Origin of the sequence: Lentisalinibacter orientalis, from assembly GCF_040706535.1 — a bacterium.
In the GTDB taxonomy this organism is placed as follows: domain Bacteria; phylum Pseudomonadota; class Gammaproteobacteria; order Steroidobacterales; family Woeseiaceae; genus Lentisalinibacter; species Lentisalinibacter orientalis.
On the sequence record NZ_JAPDRJ010000002.1, the window covers coordinates 180,232 to 204,389 of the forward strand.

General features: G+C 70.2%; 22 protein-coding genes. 6 read left to right on the top strand and 16 right to left on the bottom strand.

Translation table 11 applies throughout. The annotated features are described in order from the left end of the window. Nucleotide 1: 1 nt before the first annotated feature. A complete protein-coding gene (locus ACJMK0_RS10755; RefSeq protein ID WP_405238253.1) occupies nt 2-754 on the bottom strand; it encodes a 3-deoxy-D-manno-octulosonic acid kinase in 753 nt (250 codons plus the stop codon). On the opposite strand from ACJMK0_RS10755, the gene ACJMK0_RS10760 reads away from it, so the two are divergent. Beyond that, nucleotides 717-1,853 carry a glycosyltransferase family 9 protein gene (locus ACJMK0_RS10760; protein ID WP_405238255.1) on the top strand — a complete coding sequence of 379 codons (1,137 nt, stop codon included), beginning with the start codon at nt 717-719 and terminating at the stop codon, nt 1,851-1,853. The genes ACJMK0_RS10755 and ACJMK0_RS10760 overlap by 38 nt on opposite strands. Nucleotides 1,854-1,876: 23 nt before the next feature. On the opposite strand, the gene waaF is transcribed toward ACJMK0_RS10760, so the two are convergent. From waaF to glnE, 4 genes are all read right to left on the bottom strand, one after another. Next, nucleotides 1,877-2,881, bottom strand: a complete 1,005-nt coding sequence (gene waaF, locus ACJMK0_RS10765) for a lipopolysaccharide heptosyltransferase II (protein ID WP_405238257.1) — start codon at nt 2,879-2,881, stop codon at nt 1,877-1,879. 16 nt (nt 2,882-2,897) lie between these two features. Then, nucleotides 2,898-3,860: an ADP-glyceromanno-heptose 6-epimerase gene (rfaD, locus tag ACJMK0_RS10770; RefSeq protein WP_405238259.1), complete on the bottom strand. Its 963-nt coding sequence runs from the start codon at nt 3,858-3,860 to the stop codon at nt 2,898-2,900. A 27-nt stretch (nt 3,861-3,887) separates the two neighbouring features. Next, nucleotides 3,888-4,145: a zinc-finger domain-containing protein gene (locus ACJMK0_RS10775; protein WP_405238261.1), complete on the bottom strand. Its 258-nt coding sequence runs from the start codon at nt 4,143-4,145 to the stop codon at nt 3,888-3,890. 65 nt (nt 4,146-4,210) lie between these two features. Next, nucleotides 4,211-7,138, bottom strand: a complete 2,928-nt coding sequence (gene glnE / locus ACJMK0_RS10780) for a bifunctional [glutamate--ammonia ligase]-adenylyl-L-tyrosine phosphorylase/[glutamate--ammonia-ligase] adenylyltransferase (RefSeq protein ID WP_405238263.1) — start codon at nt 7,136-7,138, stop codon at nt 4,211-4,213. Between the two features lie 29 nt (nt 7,139-7,167). Between glnE and ACJMK0_RS10785 the strand changes: the two genes are divergently transcribed. Then, nucleotides 7,168-7,683, top strand: coding sequence for a flavodoxin family protein (locus tag ACJMK0_RS10785; RefSeq protein ID WP_405238265.1), 516 nt, complete (start codon nt 7,168-7,170; stop codon nt 7,681-7,683). 16 nt (nt 7,684-7,699) lie between these two features. Here ACJMK0_RS10785 and ACJMK0_RS10790 read toward each other — a convergent pair whose 3' ends face one another. Together ACJMK0_RS10790 and cysK are read right to left on the bottom strand one after the other, a co-directional pair. Continuing rightward, the gene (locus ACJMK0_RS10790; RefSeq protein WP_405238267.1) at nt 7,700-9,886 is read right to left on the bottom strand and encodes a putative bifunctional diguanylate cyclase/phosphodiesterase; all 2,187 of its coding nucleotides are present in this window, start codon (nt 9,884-9,886) and stop codon (nt 7,700-7,702) included. A 182-nt stretch (nt 9,887-10,068) separates the two neighbouring features. Further along, nucleotides 10,069-11,025 (bottom strand): cysteine synthase A, encoded by a 957-nt coding sequence (gene cysK, locus ACJMK0_RS10795; RefSeq protein WP_405238268.1) that lies wholly within the window; start codon nt 11,023-11,025, stop codon nt 10,069-10,071. A 128-nt stretch (nt 11,026-11,153) separates the two neighbouring features. Here cysK and ACJMK0_RS10800 point away from each other — a divergent pair, with 128 nt between their 5' ends. Beyond that, entirely contained in the window at nt 11,154-12,164 is a 1,011-nt protein-coding gene (locus tag ACJMK0_RS10800; RefSeq protein ID WP_405238270.1) for a LysR substrate-binding domain-containing protein, read from the top strand. Between the two features lie 27 nt (nt 12,165-12,191). On the opposite strand, the gene ACJMK0_RS10805 is transcribed toward ACJMK0_RS10800, so the two are convergent. Both ACJMK0_RS10805 and dacB read right to left on the bottom strand, forming a co-directional pair. Further along, nucleotides 12,192-12,773 carry a TIGR04211 family SH3 domain-containing protein gene (locus tag ACJMK0_RS10805; RefSeq protein WP_405238272.1) on the bottom strand — a complete coding sequence of 194 codons (582 nt, stop codon included), beginning with the start codon at nt 12,771-12,773 and terminating at the stop codon, nt 12,192-12,194. A 65-nt stretch (nt 12,774-12,838) separates the two neighbouring features. Then, nucleotides 12,839-14,275 carry a D-alanyl-D-alanine carboxypeptidase/D-alanyl-D-alanine endopeptidase gene (dacB, locus tag ACJMK0_RS10810; RefSeq protein WP_405238274.1) on the bottom strand — a complete coding sequence of 479 codons (1,437 nt, stop codon included), beginning with the start codon at nt 14,273-14,275 and terminating at the stop codon, nt 12,839-12,841. Between the two features lie 67 nt (nt 14,276-14,342). On the opposite strand from dacB, the gene ACJMK0_RS10815 reads away from it, so the two are divergent. Further along, complete coding sequence (locus ACJMK0_RS10815; protein ID WP_405238276.1) at nt 14,343-15,359, top strand: DUF3187 family protein; 1,017 nt, start codon at nt 14,343-14,345, stop codon at nt 15,357-15,359. Nucleotides 15,360-15,363: 4 nt separating this feature from the next. On the opposite strand, the gene ACJMK0_RS10820 is transcribed toward ACJMK0_RS10815, so the two are convergent. From ACJMK0_RS10820 to ACJMK0_RS10830, 3 genes are read right to left on the bottom strand one after another with little or no spacing between them, the layout of a single operon-like run. Then, nucleotides 15,364-16,080, bottom strand: a complete 717-nt coding sequence (locus ACJMK0_RS10820) for a TVP38/TMEM64 family protein (RefSeq protein WP_405238278.1) — start codon at nt 16,078-16,080, stop codon at nt 15,364-15,366. Nucleotides 16,081-16,084: 4 nt separating this feature from the next. Continuing rightward, on the bottom strand, nt 16,085-16,771 hold the full coding sequence (locus ACJMK0_RS10825) for an HAD family hydrolase (RefSeq protein ID WP_405238280.1): 687 nt from the start codon (nt 16,769-16,771) through the stop codon (nt 16,085-16,087). Beyond that, nucleotides 16,771-17,424, bottom strand: coding sequence for a CDP-alcohol phosphatidyltransferase family protein (locus ACJMK0_RS10830; RefSeq protein WP_405238282.1), 654 nt, complete (start codon nt 17,422-17,424; stop codon nt 16,771-16,773). Before ACJMK0_RS10830 ends, ACJMK0_RS10825 begins: the two co-directional genes overlap by 1 nt. A gap of 429 nt (nt 17,425-17,853) precedes the next feature. Here ACJMK0_RS10830 and ACJMK0_RS10835 point away from each other — a divergent pair, with 429 nt between their 5' ends. Then, nucleotides 17,854-18,417, top strand: coding sequence for an RNA polymerase sigma factor (locus ACJMK0_RS10835; protein ID WP_405238284.1), 564 nt, complete (start codon nt 17,854-17,856; stop codon nt 18,415-18,417). Next, on the top strand, nt 18,414-19,247 hold the full coding sequence (locus tag ACJMK0_RS10840) for an anti-sigma factor domain-containing protein (RefSeq protein ID WP_405238286.1): 834 nt from the start codon (nt 18,414-18,416) through the stop codon (nt 19,245-19,247). Before ACJMK0_RS10835 ends, ACJMK0_RS10840 begins: the two co-directional genes overlap by 4 nt. A gap of 68 nt (nt 19,248-19,315) precedes the next feature. Here ACJMK0_RS10840 and ACJMK0_RS10845 read toward each other — a convergent pair whose 3' ends face one another. The 4 genes from ACJMK0_RS10845 to ACJMK0_RS10860 form a co-directional block, all read right to left on the bottom strand. Then, entirely contained in the window at nt 19,316-20,350 is a 1,035-nt protein-coding gene (locus tag ACJMK0_RS10845; protein ID WP_405238288.1) for an NADP-dependent oxidoreductase, read from the bottom strand. A gap of 86 nt (nt 20,351-20,436) precedes the next feature. Next, the gene (locus tag ACJMK0_RS10850; RefSeq protein WP_405238290.1) at nt 20,437-21,591 is read right to left on the bottom strand and encodes a tetratricopeptide repeat protein; all 1,155 of its coding nucleotides are present in this window, start codon (nt 21,589-21,591) and stop codon (nt 20,437-20,439) included. Between the two features lie 14 nt (nt 21,592-21,605). Further along, nucleotides 21,606-23,426, bottom strand: a complete 1,821-nt coding sequence (locus ACJMK0_RS10855; protein ID WP_405238292.1) for a sigma 54-interacting transcriptional regulator — start codon at nt 23,424-23,426, stop codon at nt 21,606-21,608. 368 nt (nt 23,427-23,794) lie between these two features. Then, nucleotides 23,795-24,112, bottom strand: a complete 318-nt coding sequence (locus tag ACJMK0_RS10860) for a PGPGW domain-containing protein (protein WP_405238294.1) — start codon at nt 24,110-24,112, stop codon at nt 23,795-23,797. Nucleotides 24,113-24,158 lie beyond the last annotated feature (46 nt).

Here is a 24,158-nt window from a genome sequence, read left to right on the forward strand (position 1 = left end):
ATCAGCCGGCAGTCTGGTCGTGTCGAGCGGTTCGGTCGCTGTCCGGACCGTTCCTGTAGCCGGCCACCAGCTCCCGCCAGCCGCCGGCCTCGTAGCGGAAGCCGGGCACGCTGGCGCGGAGCTTCTCCAGGGAGCGCAGCAGCCGTGCGAGGTTGCGCCGCTGCCAGGCGCCCGGGCGGCGGAGGCGGCCGCGGTCGAAGTCCAGCAGCCAGACGGCGCCCTCCTCGCCGAGCTGTATGTTGTGGGCGTTCAGGTCGGCATGGCAGACACCGGCGTCGTGGAAGCGCCGGATGATGGCGCCGATGCGCCGCCACTCGTCCGCCGCCAGAGCACGCTCGCCGAGCACGCCGGCCAGCGAGCGGACGCCGGCCAGGCGGCATGTGAGGATATCGCCCCGGTAGACCCCGCCGCTGCGCCGGTAGCCCGCGGCCGCCGGCGCCGGCACGGGCAGGCCGGCCGCGGCCAGTCGGGCGAGCAGCCGGAACTCGCGGAACGGCCGCGTGGCGGTCTGCCCCAGCCACAGGAACTCGTCGTCCAGTACGCGACCCACCAGTCCGCCCCGACGATAGTGGCGCAGCGCGAAGTCGCCTGCCTCGCCGGTGACGAACCGCACGGCGCCCCGGCCGGGCGCATCGGGCACTTCGCCCTGGGTGTCCCACGCGCCGGGCTCCAGCCAGGCCGGCTCGAAGTGGTTGAAGATACGGGGATCGTATAGGATGGCGCCGTCCGCGCTGGGCAGGATCCTCTCTTCCACGCTAGTCGGCTCCGAGGTATTGGCGAATCCCATAGACAACAGCGCTCCGCCCGGCTCGCTCTGCGCCGTGCGCCTGTCCGCGATAGGTGACACCTGCCATACCCTGCCGGTGCTGCGGACGCTGAAAGCCGCCTGGCCGGAGACGGCCATCACGTGGGTCATCGGCCGCACCGAAGCTTCCCTGATGGCGGACATTCCGGAGTTCGAGTTTATCACCTTCGACAAGTCGGCCGGCCTGGCCGGCTACCGGGAACTGAGAAGCCGTCTCGCCGGCCGCCGCTTCGATGCGCTGCTGATGATGCACGCCTCGCTGCGCGCCAACGCGGTCAGCCGCCTCGTCCCGGCGCGGCGGCGCATCGGCTTCGACCGGGAGCGGGCCCGGGACTTCCAGTGGCTGGTCTCCGACGAGCGCATCCCGCACCGGCCCCGCGAGCACGTCATGGACGGCCTGTTCGGCTTCGCCGAGTACCTGGGCGTGACGGAGCGCCGCCTGACCTGGGACATACCGGTCTCCGATGCCGACCGCGAATACGCGGCCGGGCACCTGCCGGCGGGGCGACCCTGGATGCTGCTGAGCCCGTGCAGTTCCCAGCGCGCCCGCAATTACCGCAACTGGAGCGTGGCCAACTACGCGCGCCTGGTGGATCACGCGGCCGAGCGCCACGGCGCCGGCACCGTGATCACCGGCGGCCCGACGGCGCTGGAGCGGGAATACGGCGAGGCCATCACCGCCGCCGCGGCGAACAAACCCGTCAACCTGGTGGGCGCCAGCACGCTGAAACAGCTGTTCGCGCTGATCCGCCGCGCCGCCGTCGTCGTCTGCCCGGACTCGGGCCCCGCCCACATGGCCACGGCGGCGGCGACGCCCGTGATCGGCCTCTATGCCACCTCCAATCCGGACCGTACCGGCCCGTATCTGAGCCGCCACCTGGTGGTGAACGCCTATCCGGAGGCGGTGCGCCGGGAATTCGGCAGGCCGGTGAGCGAGATCGCGTGGGGTCGTCGGGTGCGCGACCCGGCGGCCATGGACCTGATCCGGGCCGATGCGGTCGAGGCGCGGCTGGACGAGGTGCTGGGCGGCGCGGCACCGGCCGCCTAGGTTGCCGAGGTCGCCTGGCTCGCTCAGTTCGCCCAGGCGGCCAGTTCGACGAGCGACGCCAGCACGTCTTCCGGCGTGATCTCCCGCATGCAGCGGAAGTGGCCCAGCGGGCATTCCCGCTCGAAGCAGGGGCTGCACTCCAGACCGAGATAATGCACCACCGCCCGGTCCGTCAGCGGCGGCGTGAAGGCCGGCGACGACGAACCGTACAACGCGGCCACCGGCAGTCCGACTGCGGCCGCGACGTGCATCAGACCGGAGTCGTTGGTGACGCCCGCGCGGCAGGCCGCGAGGAGATCGATGGCCTCCTCCAGGCTCGTGCGGCCGCACAGGTCCTGCACCGGCGCGGCTCCGGCAATGGTGCGAGCGGCCGCGGCGTCCTTCGCCGAACCGAACACCCAGACGGCGTGGCCCCGATCGGTGAGCCGCGCGGCCAGCTCGGCGTAATACTCCAGCGGCCAGCACTTGGCCGGCCCATACTCCGCCCCCGGCATGAATGCGACCGGGTCGGCCGTCGGGTCCAGCCCCAGCCGCGCCATGGCTTGCGCCTGGCGTTCTGCATCCACCCGCAGGCGCGGCCTGGGCAGCACGTCGGGCAGCGGCTCGCCGGGCTCGAGCCCGAGCGCCACGAATCGCTTCACCGTCTGGTCCAGCAGGGCGGCATCGAAGGGCCGCATGTCGTTGATGAGGCCGTAGCGGTGCTCTCCGCGGAAACCGGTGCGCCGCGGGATGCGGGCGAACCAGGGCACGAGCGCCGCCTTCAGCGACCGGGGCAGCACGATGGCCCGGGCATAGCCGCGCGCGCGCAGTTCGCGGCCGAGGCGGCGGCGCCCGCCCAGGCGCAGCTCGCCGTGGCCGGCCGGCATCTCGACCGCCTCGCGCACCTCGGGCATCCGCGCGAGGATGGGCAGGGACCAGCCCGGCGCCAGCACGTCGAGGGAGACGCCCTGGTGGCGTGCGGCGAGCAGCCGGAACAGGGACTGGGCCATGACCATGTCGCCCACCCAGGAGGGACCGACGACGAGCACGGGCCCGTGGGGTGCCTCAGCCAGAGCCGCCCTCCGACGGCGCTCCCAGGCGGTCGAGATAAGCCGGTACGCCGGCCTGTACCGGCCGGAACTCGCCGCTGTAGCCGGCGGCACGCAGGCGGGTCAGGTCGGCCTGGGTGTAGCTCTGGTAGGCCTCTTTCAGGCCGGCCGGGAACGGGATGTAGCGGATCTCGCCGCGCCCGTGCCAGTCGATGACGGCGCGGGCCACCTCGTTGAAGGTCTGGGCCCGGCCGGTGCCGGCGTTGTAGATACCGCTCACTTCCGGGTGCTGCAGAAACCAGAGATTGACGTCGACGATGTCGTCCACGTAGACGAAGTCCCGCTCCTGCTCGCCGGGCCCGTAGCCGTCGCTGCCCTCGAACAGACGCGCCTCGCCGGACTCCGCCACCTGGTTGTGGAAATGCCAGGCCACGCTCGCCATGCCGCCCTTGTGCTGCTCGCGCGGCCCGTAGACGTTGAAATACCGCAGGCCGACGATCTGGCTGCCCGCCTCGGGCAGCAGACGGCGCACGTAGTTGTCGAACAGCAGCTTCGAGTAACCGTACACGTTCAGCGGTCGCTCATGCTCCGCCGTCTCGCTGAAGCCGGGGCCGGCGCCGTAGACGGCGGCCGACGAGGCATAGATGAACGGCGTGTTGTGGCGCAGGCAGTCGCGCAGCAGCTCGCGGGAGTAACGGAAGTTGTTCTCCATCATGTAGCGGCCGTTCCACTCGGTGGTGGTGGCGCAGGCGCCCTGATGGAACACCGCCGAGACCCGGCGACGGTAGCCGCCCGTCTCCAGCTTCGCCATGAACTCGTCCTTGTCCATGTAGTCGGCCACGTCCAGGTCGGCGAGGTTCTCGAACTTGTGGCCGTCGGTCAGGTCGTCGACCACCAGGATGTCCTCGCCGGTGGCGCGGTTCAGCCCGCGCACCAGGTTGGAACCGATGAAGCCGGCTCCGCCGGTGACGATGATCAAGACTGCACCTCCCCGGCCCGGCCCTGCTCAGGCCTGCTCGGCTGCATCGCTTTCATCGGCTGCCTCGTCTTCGTTGGCCGCGTCGCGCAGGTAGTACTCGGCGCCGCAGTAGGCGCACTTGGCCTCACCGGTCTGCTCCACCGGCAGGTAGACCTTGGGATGGGAATTCCACAGATACATGCCCGGCATGGGGCAGGACAGCGGCAGGTCGGCCCTGGTCACCTCGTAGCGGTGTTCGGCGTTCGGCCGGATCAGTTCCTGATCGACGGTGCCGGATCTTCTCATCGCTGCTTCCTTCTCTGGACCCTCATGGGCATCGGCCGGAAATCCGCGCAAGTATAGCAACCGCCTCAGCCGAAGGTCTGCCGCCAGATCCGCCGCACGGCGTCGGCCTCTGCGGCGAACGCGGCGGCCGGCACGGTCGAGTCCTGGTGGTCCAGGGCCAGGTGATGGAGCCGACGGCGGTAGGCCCGGTAGATATCCTGCAGCTCGAGCGCGGTGGCGCCGTCGAGGATGCCGCAGGTGGCCAGCACGCCCAGCTGGCGGATGTTGTCGGTGTAGTGCAGCAGGGAGCGGTGGCGGTCGGCGTGGGCCAGCACCAGGTACTGGACGATGAACTCGATGTCGCCCACACCGCCGGGGTCGCGCTTGATGTCGAAGGTCCCGGACTCGGCAGAGGAGAGCTCCCGCCACATGCGCTCGCGCATGCCGATGACCTCGTCCCGGAGAGTATCCCGGCGCACGGCGTTCTGCAGTATGTCCACCCGCAGACCCTCGAAGGCCCGGCGCACGCGCGCGTCGCCGGCCACGGCGCGGGTGCGCAGCAGCGCCTGGTGCTCCCAGGTCCAGGCATCCTCCCGCTGGTAGCGCTCGAGGGCACCCACGGAACTCACCAGCAGACCCGAGCGGCCGCTGGGACGCAGCCGCGTGTCCACCTCGTACAGGGCACCGGAGACCGTCTGCACCGTGAGGAAGTGCACCAGCCGCCGGGCCAGCCGGCCGAAGAACACGGCGTTGTCCACGCACTTGTCGCCGTCGGTCTCCTGGTCCTCGCCGGCGGAGTCGTGCACGAACACCAGGTCCAGGTCGGAACCGTAGCCGAGTTCGATGCCGCCGAGCTTGCCGTAGCCGACCACCGCGAAGCCGGCGCGCCGGCGCACGCCGTCCACCGTGCACCAGGGCCGGCCGTGACGGGCCACCAGGTCCTTCCAGGCCAGCGACAGGGCGCTGGCGACCACCATCTCGGCGATCTCCGTGAGCCGGTCGCTCACCTTCATGATGGGCAGGCGGCCGCTGAAATCCGCCACCGCCACGCGGAAGGTGGCCGCCCGCTGGAAGCGCGCCAGCTCCTCCACCGCGGCCTCCGAATCGTCGGCACCCACCGCGGACAGCCGGGTCTCGTATTCCACCCGCAGGTCCGCCGCGCCGGGTTCCCGGTCCGCGATCCGCGGATCGATGAGCTCGTCCATCAGCAGCGGGTGTGCAGCGAGCTCCGTCGCCAGATACGCGCTCTTCGCGACCAGCTCCACCAGGCGCTCCAGCGCCTGGCGGTTCTCCAGCAGCAGGGCCAGGTAGGCGCTGCGGCGGAGCACCGCGCCCAGGATCCCCGTCAGCCGGTGCAGCGCGATGTCGGGCTCGTCCAGGGCCCGCAGCCGTTCGAGCAGCGGCGGCATGAGTTCGTCCACCCGCTGACGGGAGATCTCGTCCAGCCGGCGGGTGTCGATGTCCGCGCGCAGGCGGCCCAGCACCCGCGCGAACGCCTCCGCCTCCGCGTAACCCGCCGCCGCCACCCGTTCCTCCAGCCCGTCGGCATCGGCCGATTCCCACAGCGCCTGCAACGCCGGCCGCTCGGCGCGCACGTCCTCGCCGGCGCGGAACACGGTCTCCTCGAAATGGCCGCCGACGACGGCACGCACCCGCTGCGTCGCATCGGCCAGGCTCGGCCAGTCGGGATGATCCATAACCAGGGCCAGCCTCGCCCGGTCCAGCTCGCCGGCCGGCAGGTCGTGGGTCTGGCGGTCCCGGATCTCCTGCAGCCGGTTCTCCAGCCGGCGCAGGAAGCGATAGGCGTCGAGCAGTTCCCACACGCTCTCGGCGGGCAGATAACGCCGCTCGGCCAGCGCCGTCAGCGCGGCCCGCAGTTCCCGGCTCTGCAGGGCCTGGTCGCTGCCGCCGCGCACCAGCTGCCAGGATTGCGCGATGAACTCGATCTCGCGGATCCCGCCGGGACCGAGCTTCACGTTGGCATGCATCTCGCGCCGCTCGACCTCCGCACGGATCATCGCCTTCATGGAGCGCAGCGACTCGAAGACGCCGTAGTCCAGATAACGGCGGTAGACGAACGGCGTGAGCACGTTCGCCTCCAGCTCGCCCCAGGCGGCCATGCCGGCCTCGTCGGACAGAGGCCGCGCCTTCACGTAGGCGTAGCGCTCCCAGTCGCGGCCGTGCTGCAGCAGGTAATTCTCCATGGCGGAGAAGCTCACCACCGGCGGGCCGCTGTCGCCGAACGGGCGCAGCCGGATGTCGACGCGGAAGACGAAGCCGTCGGCCGTCACCTCGCCCAGCAGCGCGACCACCCGGCGCACCATGCGGCCGAAGTACTCCGGCGCCGATAACGGCTTCGGCCCGTCGCTCTCCTCCGCATCCGGGTAGACGAAGATGAGGTCGATGTCCGAGGAGAAATTGAGTTCGCGCCCGCCCAGCTTGCCCATGGCCATGGCGATCAGGGAGACCGGCTCGCCGGCGGCATCGCGCACCACCCCGTGGCGCTGCGACAACGCCTCGCCGGCGTGGCGGATGGCGGCGATGACCGCGGCATCGGCCAGATCGCTCAGCTCGTGCAGGGTCTCGTCCAGGGTGGCCAGACCGGCCAGGTCGCGCCAGGCGATGCGGGCCATCTCCCGCCGGCGCAGCCGCCGCAGCCGTCGTGCCGGGCCGTCCGCCCCGCCGTCTGCCGGGCCATCCGCCGATGCGTCGTCGACGGCATCGGCGACCGCGGCGGCAATCTCTGCCGGCCGCCGCGGGCGGCCCAGCTCGCCGCCGGCGATCAGCTCCGCGAACCCGGCCGGGTCGGCACGCAGCGTCTGGCGGACGAACTCGCTGGCGGCGAGCACCCGGGCGGCGACCGCCTCGCTGCCGTCGGCTTCGAGCGCGTCGGCGACCTCGTCGAGGGGCGCATCCAGCGACTGCAGGAACGCATCGAGATCGTCCGCCAGCGGGTGCGCCAGATCGGCCTCCATGGAAGATGACAGTGTCCCGATGAGCGCGTCCGCCGGCATGGCGGCAGTGTAGCCCGAGCAGCGGGCGGTTGCAGCGGGCGGTTGCAGCGGCGGCGGCGCTGGACGACCATGCAGCGATGGCCGACAAACACCTGCTGATCGTCTACCACTCCCAGTCTGGCACCACCGAACGCATGGCGGAGGCCGTGATCCGCGGTGCCCGGCACGAGGAGATCGACGGCGTTACCGTACGCGTGCTCGGCGCGCTCGAGGCCGACGCCGACGACGTGCTCTGGAGCGACGCGCTGATCCTCGGCACGCCGGAGAATTTCGGCTATATGAGCGGCGGGCTGAAGGTCTTCCTCGACCGGGTCTACTATCCCTGCCTCGAGAAGGTGGAGGGCAAGCCGTACGCGCTGTTCGTGCGTGCCGGCAACGACGGCACCGGCGCCGTGACCAGCGTGCAGCGCATCGTCGCCGGGCTGGCGCTGAAGGAGGTCCAGCCGCCGCTGGTCATCGCCGGGGAATTCGACGAGGCGCGCCTGGACGAGTGCGAGGAGCTGGGGATGACCGTCGCCGCCGGGCTGGAAGCCGGCGTATTCTGACGCGCTTGCCGCCCGCTCAGGTCGCGGCGGCCGCCACCCGCTCTGCGTCTGCCAGGCCGGCCACGACGTCGGCCAGCGGGATCGGCTCGCCGATGTGGTAGCCCTGGGCGTAGTCGACGCCGAGTTCGCGCACCTTGCGCCGGACGGACTCGCTGGTGACGTATTCGGCCACCGTGGCGAGCCCCATCACCCGGGCCACCTGGGTGATGGCGGCGATCATCGCTTCCGAGACCCGGTTGGCGGTGACGTCGCGGACGAAACTGCCGTCGATCTTCAGCGTGTCCACGTCGAAGTCCTTCAGGTAGGCGAAAGAGCTGAGGCCCGCGCCGAAATCGTCCAGCGAGAAGCGGCAGCCGAGTTCGCGCATGGTGGCGATGAACGCGGCGGCACGGTCCATGTTGGCCACCGCCGCCGTCTCGGTGATCTCGAAGCAGAGCGCGGCGGGGGCCACGCCGCTCGCCTCCACCCGCTCGCGGACGTAGCCGAGGAACTCGTCGTCGCCCAGCGACTGGCCGGACAGGTTGATGGCGAAGACGTGGCCGGCGTCGGCGGGGGCGCCGGCGACCTGATCCAGCGCGCGGCCGACCACCCAGCGGTCGAGCCGCGGCATGAGCTGGTAGCGCTCGGCCGCGGACAGGAACTGCTCGGGCGCGAGCCACTCGCCACCCTCGCCGCGCATGCGCAGCAGGACCTCGTGGTAGGCGGAGCCCGCAGCGTTCAGGGGCGCGATGGGCTGGGCCAGGAGCTCGAACTCGTCCCGGTCGAGCGCGTTCTGCAGGTGCGCCACGATGCGGATGTCGTCCGCGCGGCGGATGATGCTGCGGTCGTCCTGGTCGTAGACCTCGACCCGGTCGCGGCCGTGCTCCTTGGCCGCCGTGCAGGCCACCTTCGGCGCCACCAGGGCGGCGGCCGCGCCGCCGGAGTCGCGGCGCCATGCCGCGACGCCGGCGCTGACCGTGATGGTGACGGCCTTGTCGCCGCGCAGGTACGAGAGCCGGCGGGCACGACGGCGCACGTCCTCGGCGAATGAGGCCGCGCGCTCGACGTCGCAGTGGTGCAGCAGGACGCCGAAGTTGTCGCCCGACAGGCGGGTCGCGACGCCGTCATGGGGCACGGCCTGCTGCAACTCCGCGGCGAAACGGCGGAGGATGTCGTCGCCGGCGTCGTGGCCGAAACTGTCGTTGACCAGCTGCAGCTTGTCGAGGTCGAAGATCACCAGCGCGTGGCCGTCGTCGTCCGCGGCCAGCTCGCGGTAGCTCTCGCGCAGGTGCGCCTCGAAGCCGACCCGGTTCACGAGTCCGGTGAGCCCGTCGTAATAGCTCTCCATCACCCGTTCGGCTCGTCTGGCGACCAGGCTCGCGAAACGCCGTTCCCGCTCGCCGAAGCCGCTGCCGTCGGTGCGGCCGGCCAGCGCGAAGACGCCGCTCACGCGCCCGCCGCGCTCGCGCACGGGGCAGAGCAGCAGCTGATAGCCGTCGCCGGCCTGGCTGACGCCCTCGGGCACCGTCGCGATGTCCAGCACGCTGGGGGTGCGGCGGCGGCTCAGCCGCGGCAGGAAACGCCCGACGATGACCTCGTCCAGTGCCCGCCGGTCGGCGCCCTTCCAGCTGCGGTGGGTGGCGCCGATGCGGATCTGCTTCGACGGCAGGATCAATACGCTGTAGCCCACGCCGAGATGGCGGCCGCAGGCGCGTACGAGGCCGGCGAGCTGCGCCTGGCCGTGGGGAGCCTCCTCCAGCTGTTGCTCCAGTTCGTAGAGCAGGTCCAGTTCCGCGTTCGGGCCGGCGACGTCCGGCTCGCCCCCGGAAGGGCGCCCGGCCAGCAAGCCGGTCAGCAGAGGCAGGGCCCGGGAGACGACGGCAAACGGCGCGCCGTCGCCGGCGTCTTCCCCGGACCCGCGGCAGGCGAGCACGCCGGCGCGCCGGCCGGCCGGTTCCGCCAGCGGGAATACGTGCAGGGCATCGCCGTCGGGCAGCGTCAGCTCGCGCGGATCGGCAGGTGTCGACGCCGCATAGAACAGCTCCGGGGGCAGAGACAGCAGCGCGCTCGTCACCTGCCGGTCCGGGCCGCCGGCGCTGCTCCAGACGAACTGGCCGTCGTCACCGTAGAAGTCGATACGGCACGCGGCCGGCAGCAGGGCCGACAGCGCTTCGCCGAGCGCCCGGAAATCGACGCCGGCACAGCTTTTCCCGATTCCTTCCATCCGCGTTCCGTGCGTACGGCGGCCTGCCGGCAGCCGCCGGCCCTGGTCCGCCCCGACCATGAATGGTGCGGAATCAGGGGCCGGCTGTCTGTGATGCCCGTCGCAGCGCTGCCCGGCCGGTCAACACCGGCCGCGAGCCGATCCCCGGCAATCCCGGGCGGCCCCTCACCCGGTCCGCGGCCTCAGGGCAGGCCGGCGAGCCACTCGTCGTCCGAGCCCTCGGTGATGTCCTCGAACAGGAAGGTGCTGAGATAGCGCTCGCCGGTGTCGGGCAGCATCGCCAGCAGCACCGAGCCCGCGGGCGCGGATTCCGCCGCCTTCAGCGCGGCCGCCAGCGTGGCGCCGCCGGAGACGCCGGTGAAGATGCCCTCGTTCGCGGCCAGTGCCCGTGACGTCTTCGCGGCGGTATCGTCGTCGATAGGAATGAGATCGTCGTAAATCTCCCTGTTCAGCACGTCCGGCAGGAAGTCCGGCGTCCAGCCCTGGATCTTGTGCGGATGCCACTCCTTGCCCGCCAGCAGCTGGGCGGCCTCGGGCTCGGTCGCCACGATGCGCAGGTCCGGGCGCGCGGCCTTCAGCACCTCGCCGGCGCCGGTCATGGTGCCGCCCGTGCCGTAGCCGGTCACCCAGTAGTCGAGCCGGCGGGCGGCGAAGTCGCGGAGAATCTCCGGGCCGGTGGTGCTGCGGTGGAAGGCCGGGTTGGCCGGGTTCTGGAACTGTCGGGCCAGGAACCAGCCCCTCTCCTCGGCCAGTTCCTCGGCGCGGCGCACCATGCCGGTGCCCTTCTCCGACGCCGGCGTGAGGATGACCTTCGCCCCCAGCGCGCGCATGATCTTGCGCCGCTCCACCGAGAAGCTCTCGGCCATGGTGGCGACGAAGGGATAGCCCCTCGCGGCGCACACCATCGCCAGCGCGATGCCCGTGTTGCCGGACGTGGCTTCCACCACGGTCTGGCCGGGCTTCAGCGCGCCGCGCTGCTCGGCGTCGATGATGACCGCGTAGGCCAGCCGGTCCTTCACCGAAGCCATGGGATTGAAGGATTCCACCTTCACGTAGAGCGTCACGTGGTCGGGACCCGTACGGTGCAGCCGCACGACCGGCGTGTTGCCGATGGTGTCGAGTATGCTGTCGTAGATCATCGTCGCATCCGGTTGCGAATAAGGCCCGAGACTATAACGGGCGAGAGCAAGTCGGCAAAAATAATGAAATTTTCTTCGCTTATGCCCGGTCGTTATATAGAGTACGGGAAAGGGAAGCGGACCGAACCATGAAACTGCAGCAGCTGAGATACCTGCTGGCCATCGTCGACAACGGCCTGAACATCACGGCGGCGTCGGAACGGCTGCACACCTCCCAGCCCGGTGTGAGCAAGCAGATCCGCCAGCTCGAGGAGGAGCTGGGGCTCGCGTTGTTCGTGCGCAAGGGCAAGAGCCTCGCCGGACTCACGGCCGCCGGCCAGGAAGTGGTGGTCCGCGCGCGCAGCATCATGCAGGAGGTCGAGAACATCCGGACCGTGGCGGCGAATGCCCACCGCGAGACCGAGGGCACGCTGGCCATCGGCACCACCCACACCCAGGCACGCTACGTCCTGCCGGAGGTGATCCGGCGGTTCCGGGAGCGTTACCCGAACGTGAGCCTCGAGCTGCATCAGGGCACCTCCGAGCAGATCGCGGACATGGTGCAGGCCCGCAACATCGACTTCGCCATCGCCAGCGGAGGCGAGGATCTGTTCTCGGATCTCGTCTGCCTGCCCTGCTATCGCTGGGACCGCACGATACTCGCCCCCCGGGACCACGAGCTGGCACGGCGGGCCGGCAAGCCGGGCATCCGCGATCTCGCCCGTTACCCGCTGGTCACCTACGTCTTCAGCTTCAGCGGCGAATCGTCCCTGAAGCGGGCCTTCGCCGCGGAGGGCCTGGAGCCCGACGTGGTCTTCACCGCCCGGGACGCGGACGTGATCAAGACCTACGTGCGCATGGGCATGGGCGTCGGCATCGTCGCCGCCATGGCCCACGATTGCGCGGACCGGGCGGATCTGGTCGCCATCGACGCAGCCGGCCTGTTCCCGCGCAGCACCACCTGGATCGGCTTCCGCCGGGACACGGTGCTGAAGCGCTACATGCGGGAGTTCATGCTGTTGTTCGCCCCGCACCTGAGCGCAGCGCTGGTCGACCGCTGCCTCGCGGCGCCGGACCAGGACGCCGTGGACGCGCTGTTCGAGGAGATCGAGCTGCCGCTGCGGGGCGGCTGCCCCGACGGCTATTCCGCGGCCGCCTGAACAACCCGGTAACGACTCAGCAGCCGATCAGTAGATGCGGAAGCCGCCGTGGCGACGGCGGCTGCGGTGGTCGATCCACCACATGCCCGCCACGAAGCCGAGCGCCAGGGAGACGACGGCGGCGCCCAGGACCATCGGCCAGGGCAGGCTGAACTGATACAGCGACATGCTCTGGCGGAAGCCCTCGTTCTCTTCGCGCAGTTCGGCGACGGTGGCCCTGGCGGTCGCCAGCTCCTCCGCCTGCGCGGCCGTCATGCTCTCCAGCTCCGCGATGCGGCCTGCAGAGCCCGAGAAGGCCTCGCGGGTATCGGCCAGCTCCTGACTGACGCGCTCGAGTTCCGCACGGGTCTGATCGACGATGAGCCGCGCGGGCTTGTCGTCCACCAGGAAGCCCGCCTTCACCCAGCCCTCGGTCCCGTCGGGCAGGCGCACCTGGGCGTACAGTGGCCCGCGGGTCAGGACGGTCAGCTCCTGGCCGCTCTCGAGGGTGCGGAACGCCCGGTCGCTGGTGTCCTCCGCGCGGTGCAGTCCCAGGCGCAGGTTATCGGTCACGTAGGCCGTCTGTGCCCACAGCGGCGGGGCCAGCGCCAGCAGCGCGAACAGCGCCACCGCCTGAACATACCGTGCGGGCCCGCGACCCTGTGCGTGACATAATCTCATGGCGCCGCAGTCTACTACGGCGCCTCCGGCGAAAGTGAGAACTGGTTCAGCCATTCGAGCAGCGCATCCTGCAGCTCGTCGCCGGGACCCCGGTGCACCTCGCCGGCATTGTGCAGCACCACCACCGCGTAGCGTGTGCCGTCGCCGGCCTGCAGGTAGCCTGCCAGTGTGCTGACGTGGTCGAGCGAACCGGTCTTCAGGCGCGCGCGGCCGGCGATGGTGCCGCCGCGGCGCCGGCCGTAGGTGCCGTCCATGCCGGAGATGGCCATCGAGGCGGCGAACTCCGGCATCCAGGGGCTGGCCCAGGCCGCAGTCAGGAGCTCGCCCATGTGGCGGGCGGTGATCCGCGCCTCGCGGGAGCGGCCGGCGCCGTTCTCCAGCACGAGTTCCGGGAAGCGGAAGCCGCGGTCGTCCAGCCAGGCCGCAACGGCCCGGCGTCCCTTCTCCTCCGTGCCCGGCGGCCCGTAGCGTTCGGCACCCAGGGTAAAGAGGAGCTGGCGGGTCATGACGTTGTTGCTGTACTTGTTGATGGAGCGGATGACCTCGCCCAGCGGCAGCGACGTCATGGTGAACAACCGCTCGGCGCCGGGCGGCGTCTCCGCCACCACCAGGCCGCCGCCGAGCTCGCCGCCCGTCTCCCGCCACAGCGCCGTAAACAATCCGAACACGAAGTCCTCGTGGCCGAGCACGCTGCGGGCCAGCGAGTAGCGGCCGCAGGCCGCGGGGAAGTCGCCGGAGAAAGTCACTGCGCGCTCGTCCCGGCGGGCCCGCACCGCGATGCCCCGCTGATACCCCCGGCAACGGCCTGCCGCCGGTTGCAGACGGTTGTCCACGCGCAGGTTGGCCAGCGGCGGCTCCATGTCCACCAGCACGCCGTCGGCGGCCGGCTCGAACCAGAAGCGCACGACGTTGAAGTTCACTAGCAGCGCATGGGGCGTGACGTTGTAGGCGCGCAGCGGCTGGTTGTCGAAGGCGCCGCGATCCTCCGGCGCCGGCTGGAAATAACCGGTATCGAGGATCAGGTCGCCCTCGATCCGCTGCAGACCGCGGCGGCGCAACTCCCGCAGCAGCAGCCAGAATCGCTCCTGGACCAGGTAGGGGTCGCCGCCGCCGCGCAGAATCAGGTCGCCGTCCAGCACGCCGTCCTCGAGACGACCGTCCAGGTACACGTCCGTCTGCCAGGTGTGCGCCGGGCCGAGTTCGTCCAGGGCGGCGAAGGTGGTGAGCAGCTTCAGCACCGAGGCCGGATTGCGCGGCGCATCCGCATTGTGGGCGAGCACCTCGCGGCCGCTGCCGAGTTCCTGCACGTGGATGCTGAGGTCGTCCGGGTCGAGGCCATGACCGTCGAGCACGGCCTGCACCTGCGGGGGCAGGGCGGCCGCTGCGGGCGTCGCGGCAAGAAAGGCGACCAGGACGGCGACCGGGCCGGCGGCCCGGAGAACAATCAGCATCGGTTAAACTCCGCTCTCGTTTCGCGAGCCATTGCAGTCATTCCAGTCACCGTCGGGGGAGCAGCGCATGGCGCATTGTGTCGGCAAATCCGGACGACGTTCAAATGGCGCGAGCGCAGTCGCGGCGCTGGTCGCCTGCGCGGCCCTGCAACCGTCCGGCGCCACGGAACTGGACGTGCGCCACGGCGGCCCGCTGACCGGGCTGTTCGGCCTGCCCTCCCCCGGCGAATCGGTCGCGCTGGCGCCGGGAGAATCCTGGCGCCTGGACTTCCTCGTGCAGGGCTCCAGCCACTCCATCAGCGAAGCCGCCGGCGGCGAGGAACTCCTGCTGGACGGAGAGACCTGGCGCACGGCGCTGCGCCTGCGCACCCGTTTCCGGGAGCGCTGGGAGTTCGGCGTGGAAGTGCCGTGGCTGCGCCACAGCGGCGGCAGCCTCGACGGTGTCATCGACGACTGGCATGCCCTGTTCGGACTGCCCGACGGCATCCGCGACCAGGTACCGAGGGACGAACTGCGTTACGCCTACCGCAATCCCGCCGGGGAAGTGCTGGACCTGACGGCAAGCAGCGGCGGCCTGGGCGATATCCGCCTGAGCGCGGGTTACCGGCTGCGTCAGGATGAGACGGGCTCGCTCTCCCTGCGGGCCGCCGTCGAACTGCCCACCGGCGACGAGGACGAACTCACCGGCAACGGCGCCGCCGACTATTCCCTGGGCATCGCCTGGCAACGGGACGCGGCGGACCGGTCCGGCCGCTGGAGCGCGCACGCCATCGCCGGCGTCATCCGTTTCGGCGCGACGGACCTGCCGGCGATTGGCAGCGGGGGCACCCGGGAATTCGGCGGCTGGGCGCAGGCGGGGGTCGGCTGGCGGCTGACGCCCCGCGTCGAGCTGCTCGGCCAGCTGCAGGCGGCAAGCTCGCCGATCGACAGCGGACTGGACGCCTGGGGCGGCAGCCTCATGCTGGGACTCGGTGCCGGCATCGACATCGGCCGCCACTATCGCCTGCAGCTCGGCTTCACCGAGGACATCGACGTGGAGACATCGCCGGACATCACGTTCATGCTGCGTCTCGGCCGCCGCTGAAAGGTCACTCCAGGCCCTCTCCCATCTCGCGGCGCAATGCCCGGGTGGCCGTGCGGTGGATGATCCAGGTGACGGCGACGATGGCGAGCAGTCCCGCGCCGAAAAGCAGCTTGCCGGCGATGCCGCTCTCCACCTCGCCGCCCACCAGCTGATCCACGTTCTTCGCGATGGAGCCCAGATACACGTACAGGGTGACCGCCGGGATCATCCCGATCCAGGTCGCGAAGAAATACGGCACCAGCCGGATGCGCGTGAGCCCGTAGGCGTAGTTCAGCAGATTGAACGGCAGCAGCAGCGACAGGCGCGTGAGCATGACCACCACGAAGCCCCGATGGGCGATGGCCTGGTCGAGGGCGGCGATGCGGCGGTCGCCGGCCACCTTCTGCTGCACCCATTGCCGCGCCACCGTGCGGCCGACGAGATAGGAAAGCGTGCCGCCTAGGGCCGTGCCGAGCGAGACCAGGGGCACCCCGCCGGCGAGTCCGAAGAGATAACCGCCGCTCATGGTCAGCACTGACCCCGGCACCATCAGGGCGGTGCCCACGGTGAAACCGGCCACGAACAGGGCCCGCCCCAGCATCGGGTGCTCCGCGATCCAGACCGCGGCCGCATCCAGCCAGACGTCCAGCGGCAGCGTCCAGACGGCCACGATCATCGCCGCCAGGAAGAGACCCCCGGCGACGAGCCGGCGCCGGGCGCCGGTTTTGGCGGCCTCGCTCATCGGTTCAGACGGTGTCCTGCCTGGCGTGCCCGACGCCCCCGCCGATGTCTTCGGAGAGGACCTCCCAGCCCCGCGCCTCGGCGGTGGCCTGCAGCTCCGGGTCCGGGCGGACGGCCACCGGCGTGCCCACGCGCTCCAGCAGCGGCAGGTCCCAGCGGGAATCGCCATAGGCCGCGACGGCGGACACCGCCACGCCGCGGCGGGCGCAGATCTCGTCCAGCAGCGCGCACTTGTCCGCGCCGAAGGGATGACGCACGGGCGGCTGGCCGGTGAGGCGCCCGCGCCGCTCCGCGCAGACGGAACCGATCGCCTCGTCGGCCTCGAGCCTGCGGGCGAGTTCCTCGGCGATGGGCTGGAGCGTGCCGGACAACAGCACCACGGCATCGCCGGCCGCCCGGTGGCGGTGGAGCCTGGAGACCGCGGGCGCATGCAGGGCAGGCTCGACCTCGCTGGCGACGAACGCCCGGGCCTCGCGCTCCAGCGTGGCCGCATCCATGCCGCGCAGATACGCCTTGTTCTTCTTCGCCACGTGCCGGCCGTAGCGGGCGAGCCAGCGCAGGTTGAACAGCAGGAAGGCGAGCAGCCGCAACGGGCCCAGCCTGCCCCGGCGCAGCAGCCACAGGAAGAAGCGCTTCTCCGTGCTGGGGCCGGCCACCAGCGTGCCGTCGATGTCGAATACCGCCAGCGGCATCAGTGTCCGTCCTGTCGGCCGTGCTCGTGACCCGATCTGGGCATCAGGCTGTCGCGCTCCTTGTAGACGAATTCGGTGACGACCGGCAGGCCGCGCAGGATGCAGATCAGCACCGCGAGGTAGACGAGAACCGCGCCGACAGTCTCCAGCACGCCCGACCACTCGGACCAGAGGGCCGGGACGAGCGTCGGCAGCGGCTGCAGCAGCAGCAGCCAGCAGAAGGCGGTGGCCTTCAGCACGGCATAGAAGCCGCGCATGAACCGCCCGCCCACCAGCCACTGCCCGAGCGGCGAGCGGATCATGCTGAACGGGGACTTGCCCTCGCTGGTGACCTGGTTGGCGCGGATCGTATCCACCACCGTGCCGCGTATGACGAACACCAGCGGCACCCACACCGGTACCAGGTCGAGGTCCGCCAGCACGATCCACATGGTGAGCTCGACGATACGGTCGCCGGCGATGTCGAACATGGCGCCGAACACAGAGGTCTCGTTCCTGCGCCGGGCCACCCAGCCGTCCAGGCCGTCGGTGACGAACAGGAATATCAACAGCGGCACGTTGGCCAGCTGCCACAATGGGTGCTCGGGCTGGTAAGCAATAGCGACCACCACGATGAGCAGCAGCAGCCGGCTGAGTGTTATTAGATTGGCCACGGGCGGATTATACCTGAGCGATCCCGCCGCTCAGGGGTCCCGGACGCCTGCGCAGATCCTGCATCCGAAGCCGGTGCCACGGCGAAAACCGGTTCTGACAGCCGGCCGGCGCGGGAGCGCCGGCAGAGACCCGAACATGAGAAATACCGTGAACTCCGCCTCGAAGCCGTACCGCACCTGTCCTGTCGCCGTCAGGGCGGGTGCGAGCGTGCGCGCGCCCGGCCGGCGGGTGGCTACGCTGGACCCGGAAAGATTGCTAAGCTTGCGCCCCGTGATCGCCGGCCGGGGAGTGTTGTTCCCGTGAGTGCCGGCGCGCAGCTACGCGCTGTCTGCGGCGGCAATGCCGCTGCAGATTCGGCACAGCGCTACCGCGACAACGAGCCGGCACGCCGAACCGGCAGGCGACCAGTACGACAACCAGGACGGCAGGTGACGGGGCAAGCGAGCTTACTCGAGAGGATCGGCAGCGGCGACCAGGCCGCGGTGGCGCAGTGTGTGGAGCGCTACAGCGGGCTGGTGTGGTCGCTGGCCCGCCGTTTCATCGCCGTGGAGGCGGATGCCGAGGATGCCGTGCAGGAGATCTTCGTCGAGATCTGGAACACGGCCGGCCGTTTCGATCCATCCAAATCGGCGGAAGCCACGTACATCAGCATGATCGCCCGGCGGCGTCTGATCGACCGGCTGCGCAAGAACCGGCGCGAACCGGACCGGGAGAATCTCGAAGACGTCGAGTACGCCCTGTCCGGCGACGGCCATCGTGCCCTGGAAGCCTCGGCCGAGACGGAGAAGGTGGTCGAGGTCCTGAATAACATGAAGCCGGAACAGCAGCAGGTGATCCGCATGTCGACCTGGCTCGGCATGTCTCACTCGGCCATCGCCGAGGAGACCGGCATGCCGCTCGGCACGGTGAAGAGCCTGCTGCGGCGGGGCCTGCTGCAGATCCGGGAGCAACTCGGTGAAACGGGCGCCGCCGACGGGGGGGCGTTGTCATGAACGCACGCGACGAAGAGATGCTGGATCTCCTGGTGGCCAGAGCCACCGAGGGCCTGTCGCCGGAAGAGGAGCGGGAACTCGAGCGGCTGCTCGCGGCCGACGGCGAGACGGACCCGGAGGACATCGAACTCGCCGCCGCGGCGGCGACGAATGCCTTCGCCGCCGGCGCCGGCTACGGCGAGGAGATGCCGGCCGGACTGAAGGACCGCCTGCTGGCGGACGCCCGCGCCCGCACTGGCGGCGACACGCCGCGCGCATCGGCCACCGTTACCGACATCGGCAGCCGGTCGCGCAGACACGAAGACCGGCAGGCGAGCAGCGGCAATGGCGGACTCGCCGGCAGCACCTTCAACCGGCTCGGCTGGGCGGCGGCGGCCATGCTGCTGGTGGCGCTGCTGGTCGTGAACCGTCCGCTGCCGCAAGAGCCGGGCGGCGTGGACCCGGTGGACGCCCGGGCCGAACTGATCCGCGAGGCACCGGGCACGATGGTATTGCCCTGGAGCCCGCCGGACGTCGACGAGTATGCGGGGGTCCGCGGCGACGTGGTCTGGAACAACGAGAAGCAGGAAGGTTACCTGCGCCTTGCGGGTATGCCGGCCAACGACCCGGCGCGCTCCCAGTACCAGCTCTGGATCGTCGATCCGGAGCGCGACGAGCAGCCGGTGGACGGCGGCGTCTTCGACGTCCCGGCCGGCGCCGGCGAGGTGATCGTGCCTATCCGGGCGAAGCTCGGCGTCATCGATCCCCAGGCGTTCGCCATCACCCGCGAGCAGCCCGGCGGCGTGGTGGTTTCGGACGGCCCGCTGCTGGTCGTCGCCAGCGCCGGCTGACCGGGCGCAGGCCACCCGCGCCGACAGGAAAGCAGGAGGGCCCCTGCGCCCGGACCGGTTGTGGTCGCCTAGGGCAGGGGCAGCGGCGGTTCGGCCACCTTGAGCAGCTGCTTGCCCAGATTGGCGCCGCGGAACAGCCGCTGCAAGGTCGCGGGGCAATCCTCGATGCCGCCCTCGGGGATGTCCTCCTTCACCCGGATCTTTCCTTCGCCGAGCCAGCCACCGAGCGCCTCGACCGCCTCCGGGAAGCGTTCCCGGTAATTGAGGACGATGAAACCTTCCATGCGCGAGGAGCGCACGACCAGCTGCATGTAGTTCTTCGGTCCCGGCGGCTGGTCCGTGCCGTAGCCGGTGGAGATGCCGCCGCAGAGCACGATGCGCGCGTGCTGGGCCAGATTGGCCAGGACCGCATCCAGCGTCGGCCCGCCCACGTTATCGAAGAAGACGTCGATGCTGTCGCCGCAGAGGTCCGCCAGCCGCGCGCCGACGTCCTCGTTCTTGTAGTCGATCGCGGCATCGAAACCGAATTCGCCGGTGAGCCAGCCGCATTTCTCCTCGCCGCCGGCGATTCCGATCACCCGGGCTCCCTTGATCTTCGCGATCTGGCCCGCCACCGAGCCGGTCGCGCCGGCGGCACCCGAGACCACCACCGTGTCGCCCGCCTGCGGCCGGCCGATGTCCAGCAGCCCGAAATAGGCGGTGATGCCGGTGATGCCGAGCACGCCGAGGAACCAGGTGGGCGGCACCCCGGGCGGGATCTTCGTCAGCGGCAGCGGGCCTTCAGGGTCCGCCACCACGTAGTCCTGCCAGCTCAGCATGCCCTGAACGAGCTCGCCCTCGCGGAAGCCATCATGGCGGCTCGCCACCACCTGGGCGACCGCGCCGGCACGCATGGGCTCGCCGATCTGGACAGGCGGAACGTAACTCCTGACGTCGTTCAGCCAGCCCCGCTGGGCCGGATCGAAAGAGAACCAGAGCGTGCGCAGCAGCACCTGCCCGTCGCCGGGCTCCGGCACCGGAGATTCCTTCAGTTCGAAGTGTTCGTCGCCCACCATGCCCGTGGGACGCGTGGCGAGGACCAGCTGTCGATTGACGTCGTTCATGCTCTCTCCCGTTGGATCGTGCGCACCGGATCGTGCCGGCCGGGCGAACCCGGCCGTGGTCATTGTACAGGGGCGAGCGCCCTGGCTCAGAGGATGGCGGGTCCCGGCTCGTCGGTCGCGGGCTCCCTGCCGCCGGTGGTGCGGTAGGCTTCGCCGATACCCTCGTCCTCGAGCAGCTCCACTATCTCGGCCGCCTTGCGGCGGAACAGCGTCTCGTCGCGCTTCATGCGCATGGCATGTTCGATGTGAGAGAGCGCCCGGTCGTAGTCGCCGGCAGCCTGCGCCTGCCGCGCCAGCGCGTAGTAGTAGTAGGGATTGCTCTCGCGGACCCGCTGGATCTCGTCCAGCCACTTCCCCGCCTCCTCGTCGCGGCCCTGGCGGTGCAGCAGCACGGCGAGATTGTTGATGGCGGAGGTGTTGTCCGGCTCCAGGGCGAGGGCGTGGCGCAGCATCTCCTCGGCGCTGTGTGCATCACCGACGCGCTGGTACAGGAGGCCCAGGTTCGACCAGGTGTCGCTCCAGCGGGGCGCCTCGCGTATGGCCGCGCGGAAATAAATCCAGGCGCCGGCATAGTCGCCGGCCGCCAGTCGGGCCGCACCCAGGTTGTTGTAGAACTGTCCTATCGCCTCGCCGTCGGTCAGCATCCTGCGGCGGCCGCGGGGCTCCTCCGGGAACGGGTAGAAATCCATCACGTAGTCGCCCCAGCCCCGCAGGTGGCCGTACACGTTGACGTGGCGGGCGGCGAACAGGACGTCGCCCTCCATGTCCCACTGCGGCACCACCTCCACCTGCTGGAAGCGGGCATCGAGGCCCAGCTCGCGGGCCATCGCCACGAACAGGATGGACAGGGAGAGGCAGTTGCCCGCGCGGCTGCGGAACGTCTCCGCCGCGGTGCCGGTGCGGCGCGCATCGTAGTCGATGCCGAGCAGCCCGGGATGCAGCAGCAGGCGCGACAAGGACCGCACCTTGTGGGTCCGGAAGCGACTGTCGTCGATATGGGTCTCGAGATAGCCGAGCATCTCGGGCGTCAGATCGAGAATCTCGTCCGCGCCGGGTGGCGGCTGCACGGCGGCGACCCGGCTCAGGTAGGGTTCGGGCAGAGGTGCCGGGCGGGGCGCCGGGCCCTGGGACGCTACGGTGACACAGCCGGCCAGCATGATCGCCAGACACCCGATCAGACCCGCGACCGCGATGGCCGTGGTCTTCCCGGTCCTGAGGACGTTTGCCCCCGTTGCCGTCATCGCTGCCCTCCGCGTCAGGCCGCTCCCCGCCGTTCGGGCCGGCGGATGCCCATGGCGCGCATGCGGTCGGTCAGCGTCGTCGGCCGCAGGCCGAGCAGTTCGGCGGCGCCACCGGGGCCGGAGACTTTCCAGTCCGCCTGCTCGAGAGCGGCAACGAGATTCTCCCTCAGGCGCTCTCTCATCTCCGCTTCCGACACGAAAGCGCGCGGCGTCTCCCTGCGCGGCGGCTCGTCGCGCCTTCGCTCGCCGGATGTCTCTCCTTCAGGTAGAGACAGGTCCAGCCGCAGAACGTTCCCTGCCGAGAGTATCACGGCCCGCTCGATCACGTTCTTGAGCTCGCGCACGTTGCCGGGCCAGTCGTAGGCGCGAATGGCTTCGACGTGCGCGGTACTCAGCGTCAGCGGCTGGCGACCGAACTCGCGACAGGCCTGCTCCAGAAAATGCTGGGCGATCTGCACGACGTCGTCGCCGCGCCTGCGCAGTGGCGGCACCTCGATGGGAAACACGCCGAGCCGGTAGAACAGGTCCTCGCGGAAGCGGCCCTGCTCCACGTCCTGGCGCAGGTCCCGGTTGGTGGCCGCAATCACGCGCACGTCCACTGTGCGGGTGACGTCGTCGCCCACCCGCTCGAACTCGCGTTCCTGCAGCACCCGCAGCAGCTTGCCCTGCAGCTCGACGGGGATCTCGCCCACCTCGTCCAGGAAGATGGTGCCGCCGTCGGCAAGCTGGAATCGCCCGACCCGGTCACGGTGGGCTCCTGTGAAAGCACCCTTCACGTGGCCGAAGAACTCGCTCTCGAACAGCTCCACCGGGATGGTGGCGCAGTTCACCTTCACGAGGGGCGCATCCGCGCGCGGGCTGCGCGCGTGGATGGCGCGGGCCACCAGTTCCTTGCCCACGCCGGACTCGCCCTCGATGAGCACATTCGCCGGCGTGCCGGCCACAGCCTCCAGGCGGCCCAGCATCGCCTTCAGCACGGGGCTCTCGCCGACGATGCGGCCGTAGTTCATGGCCACGTTCACCTCCTCGCGGAGGTAGTCGCGCTCGCGTTCCAGTTCCTCGCGCAGCCGGGCGTTCTCGGCCAGCGTCTCGCGTAGCGCCCGTTCGGCCCGGTTACGCTCCGTGACGTCGGTGGAGGCCACCAGCAGCTGTACCACGCGGCCCTTCGCGTCGCGTTCGGACACGCTGGACATGATCGTGTCGATCACCCGTCCGTCCCGCGTCACCATCTGCCGGTCCCGCCCGCTCACGTTGCCTTCGCTGATCAGCCGCTGCAGCCGCCCGCCGCCGAGTTCGGAGCGATAGGACTCCGATAGGAAATCGAGGATGGAGCGACCCAGCACCTCCTCGGCCCGGTAACCCATGGTCTTCAGCCAGTGATCGCTCACCTGGGTGATGCGGCCCTCCGCATCCACGATGTGCAGCATGGACGGCGTGGCCCGGTAGAGCTGGCGGTACTTGCGCTCCACTTTCCCCGAATCGCCGAGCTCCTGGTAGACCACCACGGTGCGGATATAACCGCTCTGCGGCTCCTGCTCGATCACGGCACTGGAGACCAGGAATACCTCCTCGCCGGATACGGAGAGGAACTCGACGGGTTCGTCCACGGCCCGCCCGGTGCGTCTCAGCTTCGGCAGTATGTCCCGCTCGATGCGCGCGGCGCAGGTCACGGTGGTGAAATCCACCGGCCGCCGGCCCACCAGGTCGCCACGTTCGTAGCCGAGTCGCTCGCAGAAGCGATCGGTCACGTCGATGAACTTGCCCTCCTCGTCGAGGAGCGCCCCCATTACCGGCACACGCCGCAGCAGCCGGCGGTATCCCTGTGCTACGTCCATGACCGGAATATACGGAATCCCGTGATCCGGGTCACGACTTCTCGTAAATCACGGAATTCCGTGTTAGCGGCTGATAGTAGCAAGTCATTGTATCAACGAGGAAAATCAGGTTGGCACGGTCCGTGCAACATTCCTGGTGAAAGCCGGGCAGGCCAGTGCCTCCCGGCCGACAACGCGTTCCGAGGCGTCCGTTCCCGGCCGGTCATTCTCTCCCCCGCCGCCGGCAGCGGACGCCGAAAAAAAACCCCGGCGCGACGCCGGGCTTACCGGGCCCGCTACGGGCCCGTCGGCACCAGTTCCCCCGCCGGTGCCGACAATCAGGGGCCGGAGGGTGATCCGAGTCGGATGCCCCCCTGCTGAAACGACGGTTATGCCTCCGGCCCCTGTTTTCTTTTCTCGCCTTCTCCGTCACCGCCCCCCGCCTCGGCGGCGCTGCGGCGCTGACCGGCGCGCCACGACCGGCTCGCGGACGCCGTATCGCTGATGCGTTGACGGATATGGCGCAGCCAGCGCCGCGCCCAGGCGAACTCGATACTGAGGATGGCCAGACCCAAGGGGATGACGATGAACGCGGGCCCCGGCGTCACCAGCATCACCACGCCGGTGATCGCGACGGTGACGCCCACCACGAAGACCACGATGCGCTTCGCGGCCTTGTAGGTGATTCTGGCGGCGTTCTTTATCATTCGGGACTCCCTGCCCGCCCGAGGCGAGCGCGCATATTGTGCATCA

Bases quoted from the DNA above. Each gene is read 5' to 3' on its own strand.
- ACJMK0_RS10825 (WP_405238280.1), bottom strand. From the start codon at position 16,771: ATGCCGCTGGCGGTATTCGACATCGACGGCACGCTGGTGGCCGGCCCC.
- ACJMK0_RS10850 (WP_405238290.1), bottom strand. From the start codon at position 21,591: ATGACGGCAACGGGGGCAAACGTCCTCAGGACCGGGAAGACCACGGCC.
- ACJMK0_RS10800 (WP_405238270.1), top strand. From the start codon at position 11,154: ATGAAACTGCAGCAGCTGAGATACCTGCTGGCCATCGTCGACAACGGC.
- ACJMK0_RS10840 (WP_405238286.1), top strand. From the start codon at position 18,414: ATGAACGCACGCGACGAAGAGATGCTGGATCTCCTGGTGGCCAGAGCC.
- ACJMK0_RS10815 (WP_405238276.1), top strand. From the start codon at position 14,343: ATGGCGCATTGTGTCGGCAAATCCGGACGACGTTCAAATGGCGCGAGC.
- ACJMK0_RS10760 (WP_405238255.1), top strand. From the start codon at position 717: ATGGCGCCGTCCGCGCTGGGCAGGATCCTCTCTTCCACGCTAGTCGGC.
- ACJMK0_RS10845 (WP_405238288.1), bottom strand. From the start codon at position 20,350: ATGAACGACGTCAATCGACAGCTGGTCCTCGCCACGCGTCCCACGGGC.
- glnE (WP_405238263.1), bottom strand. From the start codon at position 7,138: ATGCCGGCGGACGCGCTCATCGGGACACTGTCATCTTCCATGGAGGCC.
- dacB (WP_405238274.1), bottom strand. From the start codon at position 14,275: ATGCTGATTGTTCTCCGGGCCGCCGGCCCGGTCGCCGTCCTGGTCGCC.
- ACJMK0_RS10775 (WP_405238261.1), bottom strand. From the start codon at position 4,145: ATGAGAAGATCCGGCACCGTCGATCAGGAACTGATCCGGCCGAACGCC.
- ACJMK0_RS10820 (WP_405238278.1), bottom strand. From the start codon at position 16,080: ATGAGCGAGGCCGCCAAAACCGGCGCCCGGCGCCGGCTCGTCGCCGGG.
- ACJMK0_RS10855 (WP_405238292.1), bottom strand. From the start codon at position 23,426: ATGGACGTAGCACAGGGATACCGCCGGCTGCTGCGGCGTGTGCCGGTA.
- ACJMK0_RS10790 (WP_405238267.1), bottom strand. From the start codon at position 9,886: ATGGAAGGAATCGGGAAAAGCTGTGCCGGCGTCGATTTCCGGGCGCTC.
- cysK (WP_405238268.1), bottom strand. From the start codon at position 11,025: ATGATCTACGACAGCATACTCGACACCATCGGCAACACGCCGGTCGTG.
- ACJMK0_RS10860 (WP_405238294.1), bottom strand. From the start codon at position 24,112: ATGATAAAGAACGCCGCCAGAATCACCTACAAGGCCGCGAAGCGCATC.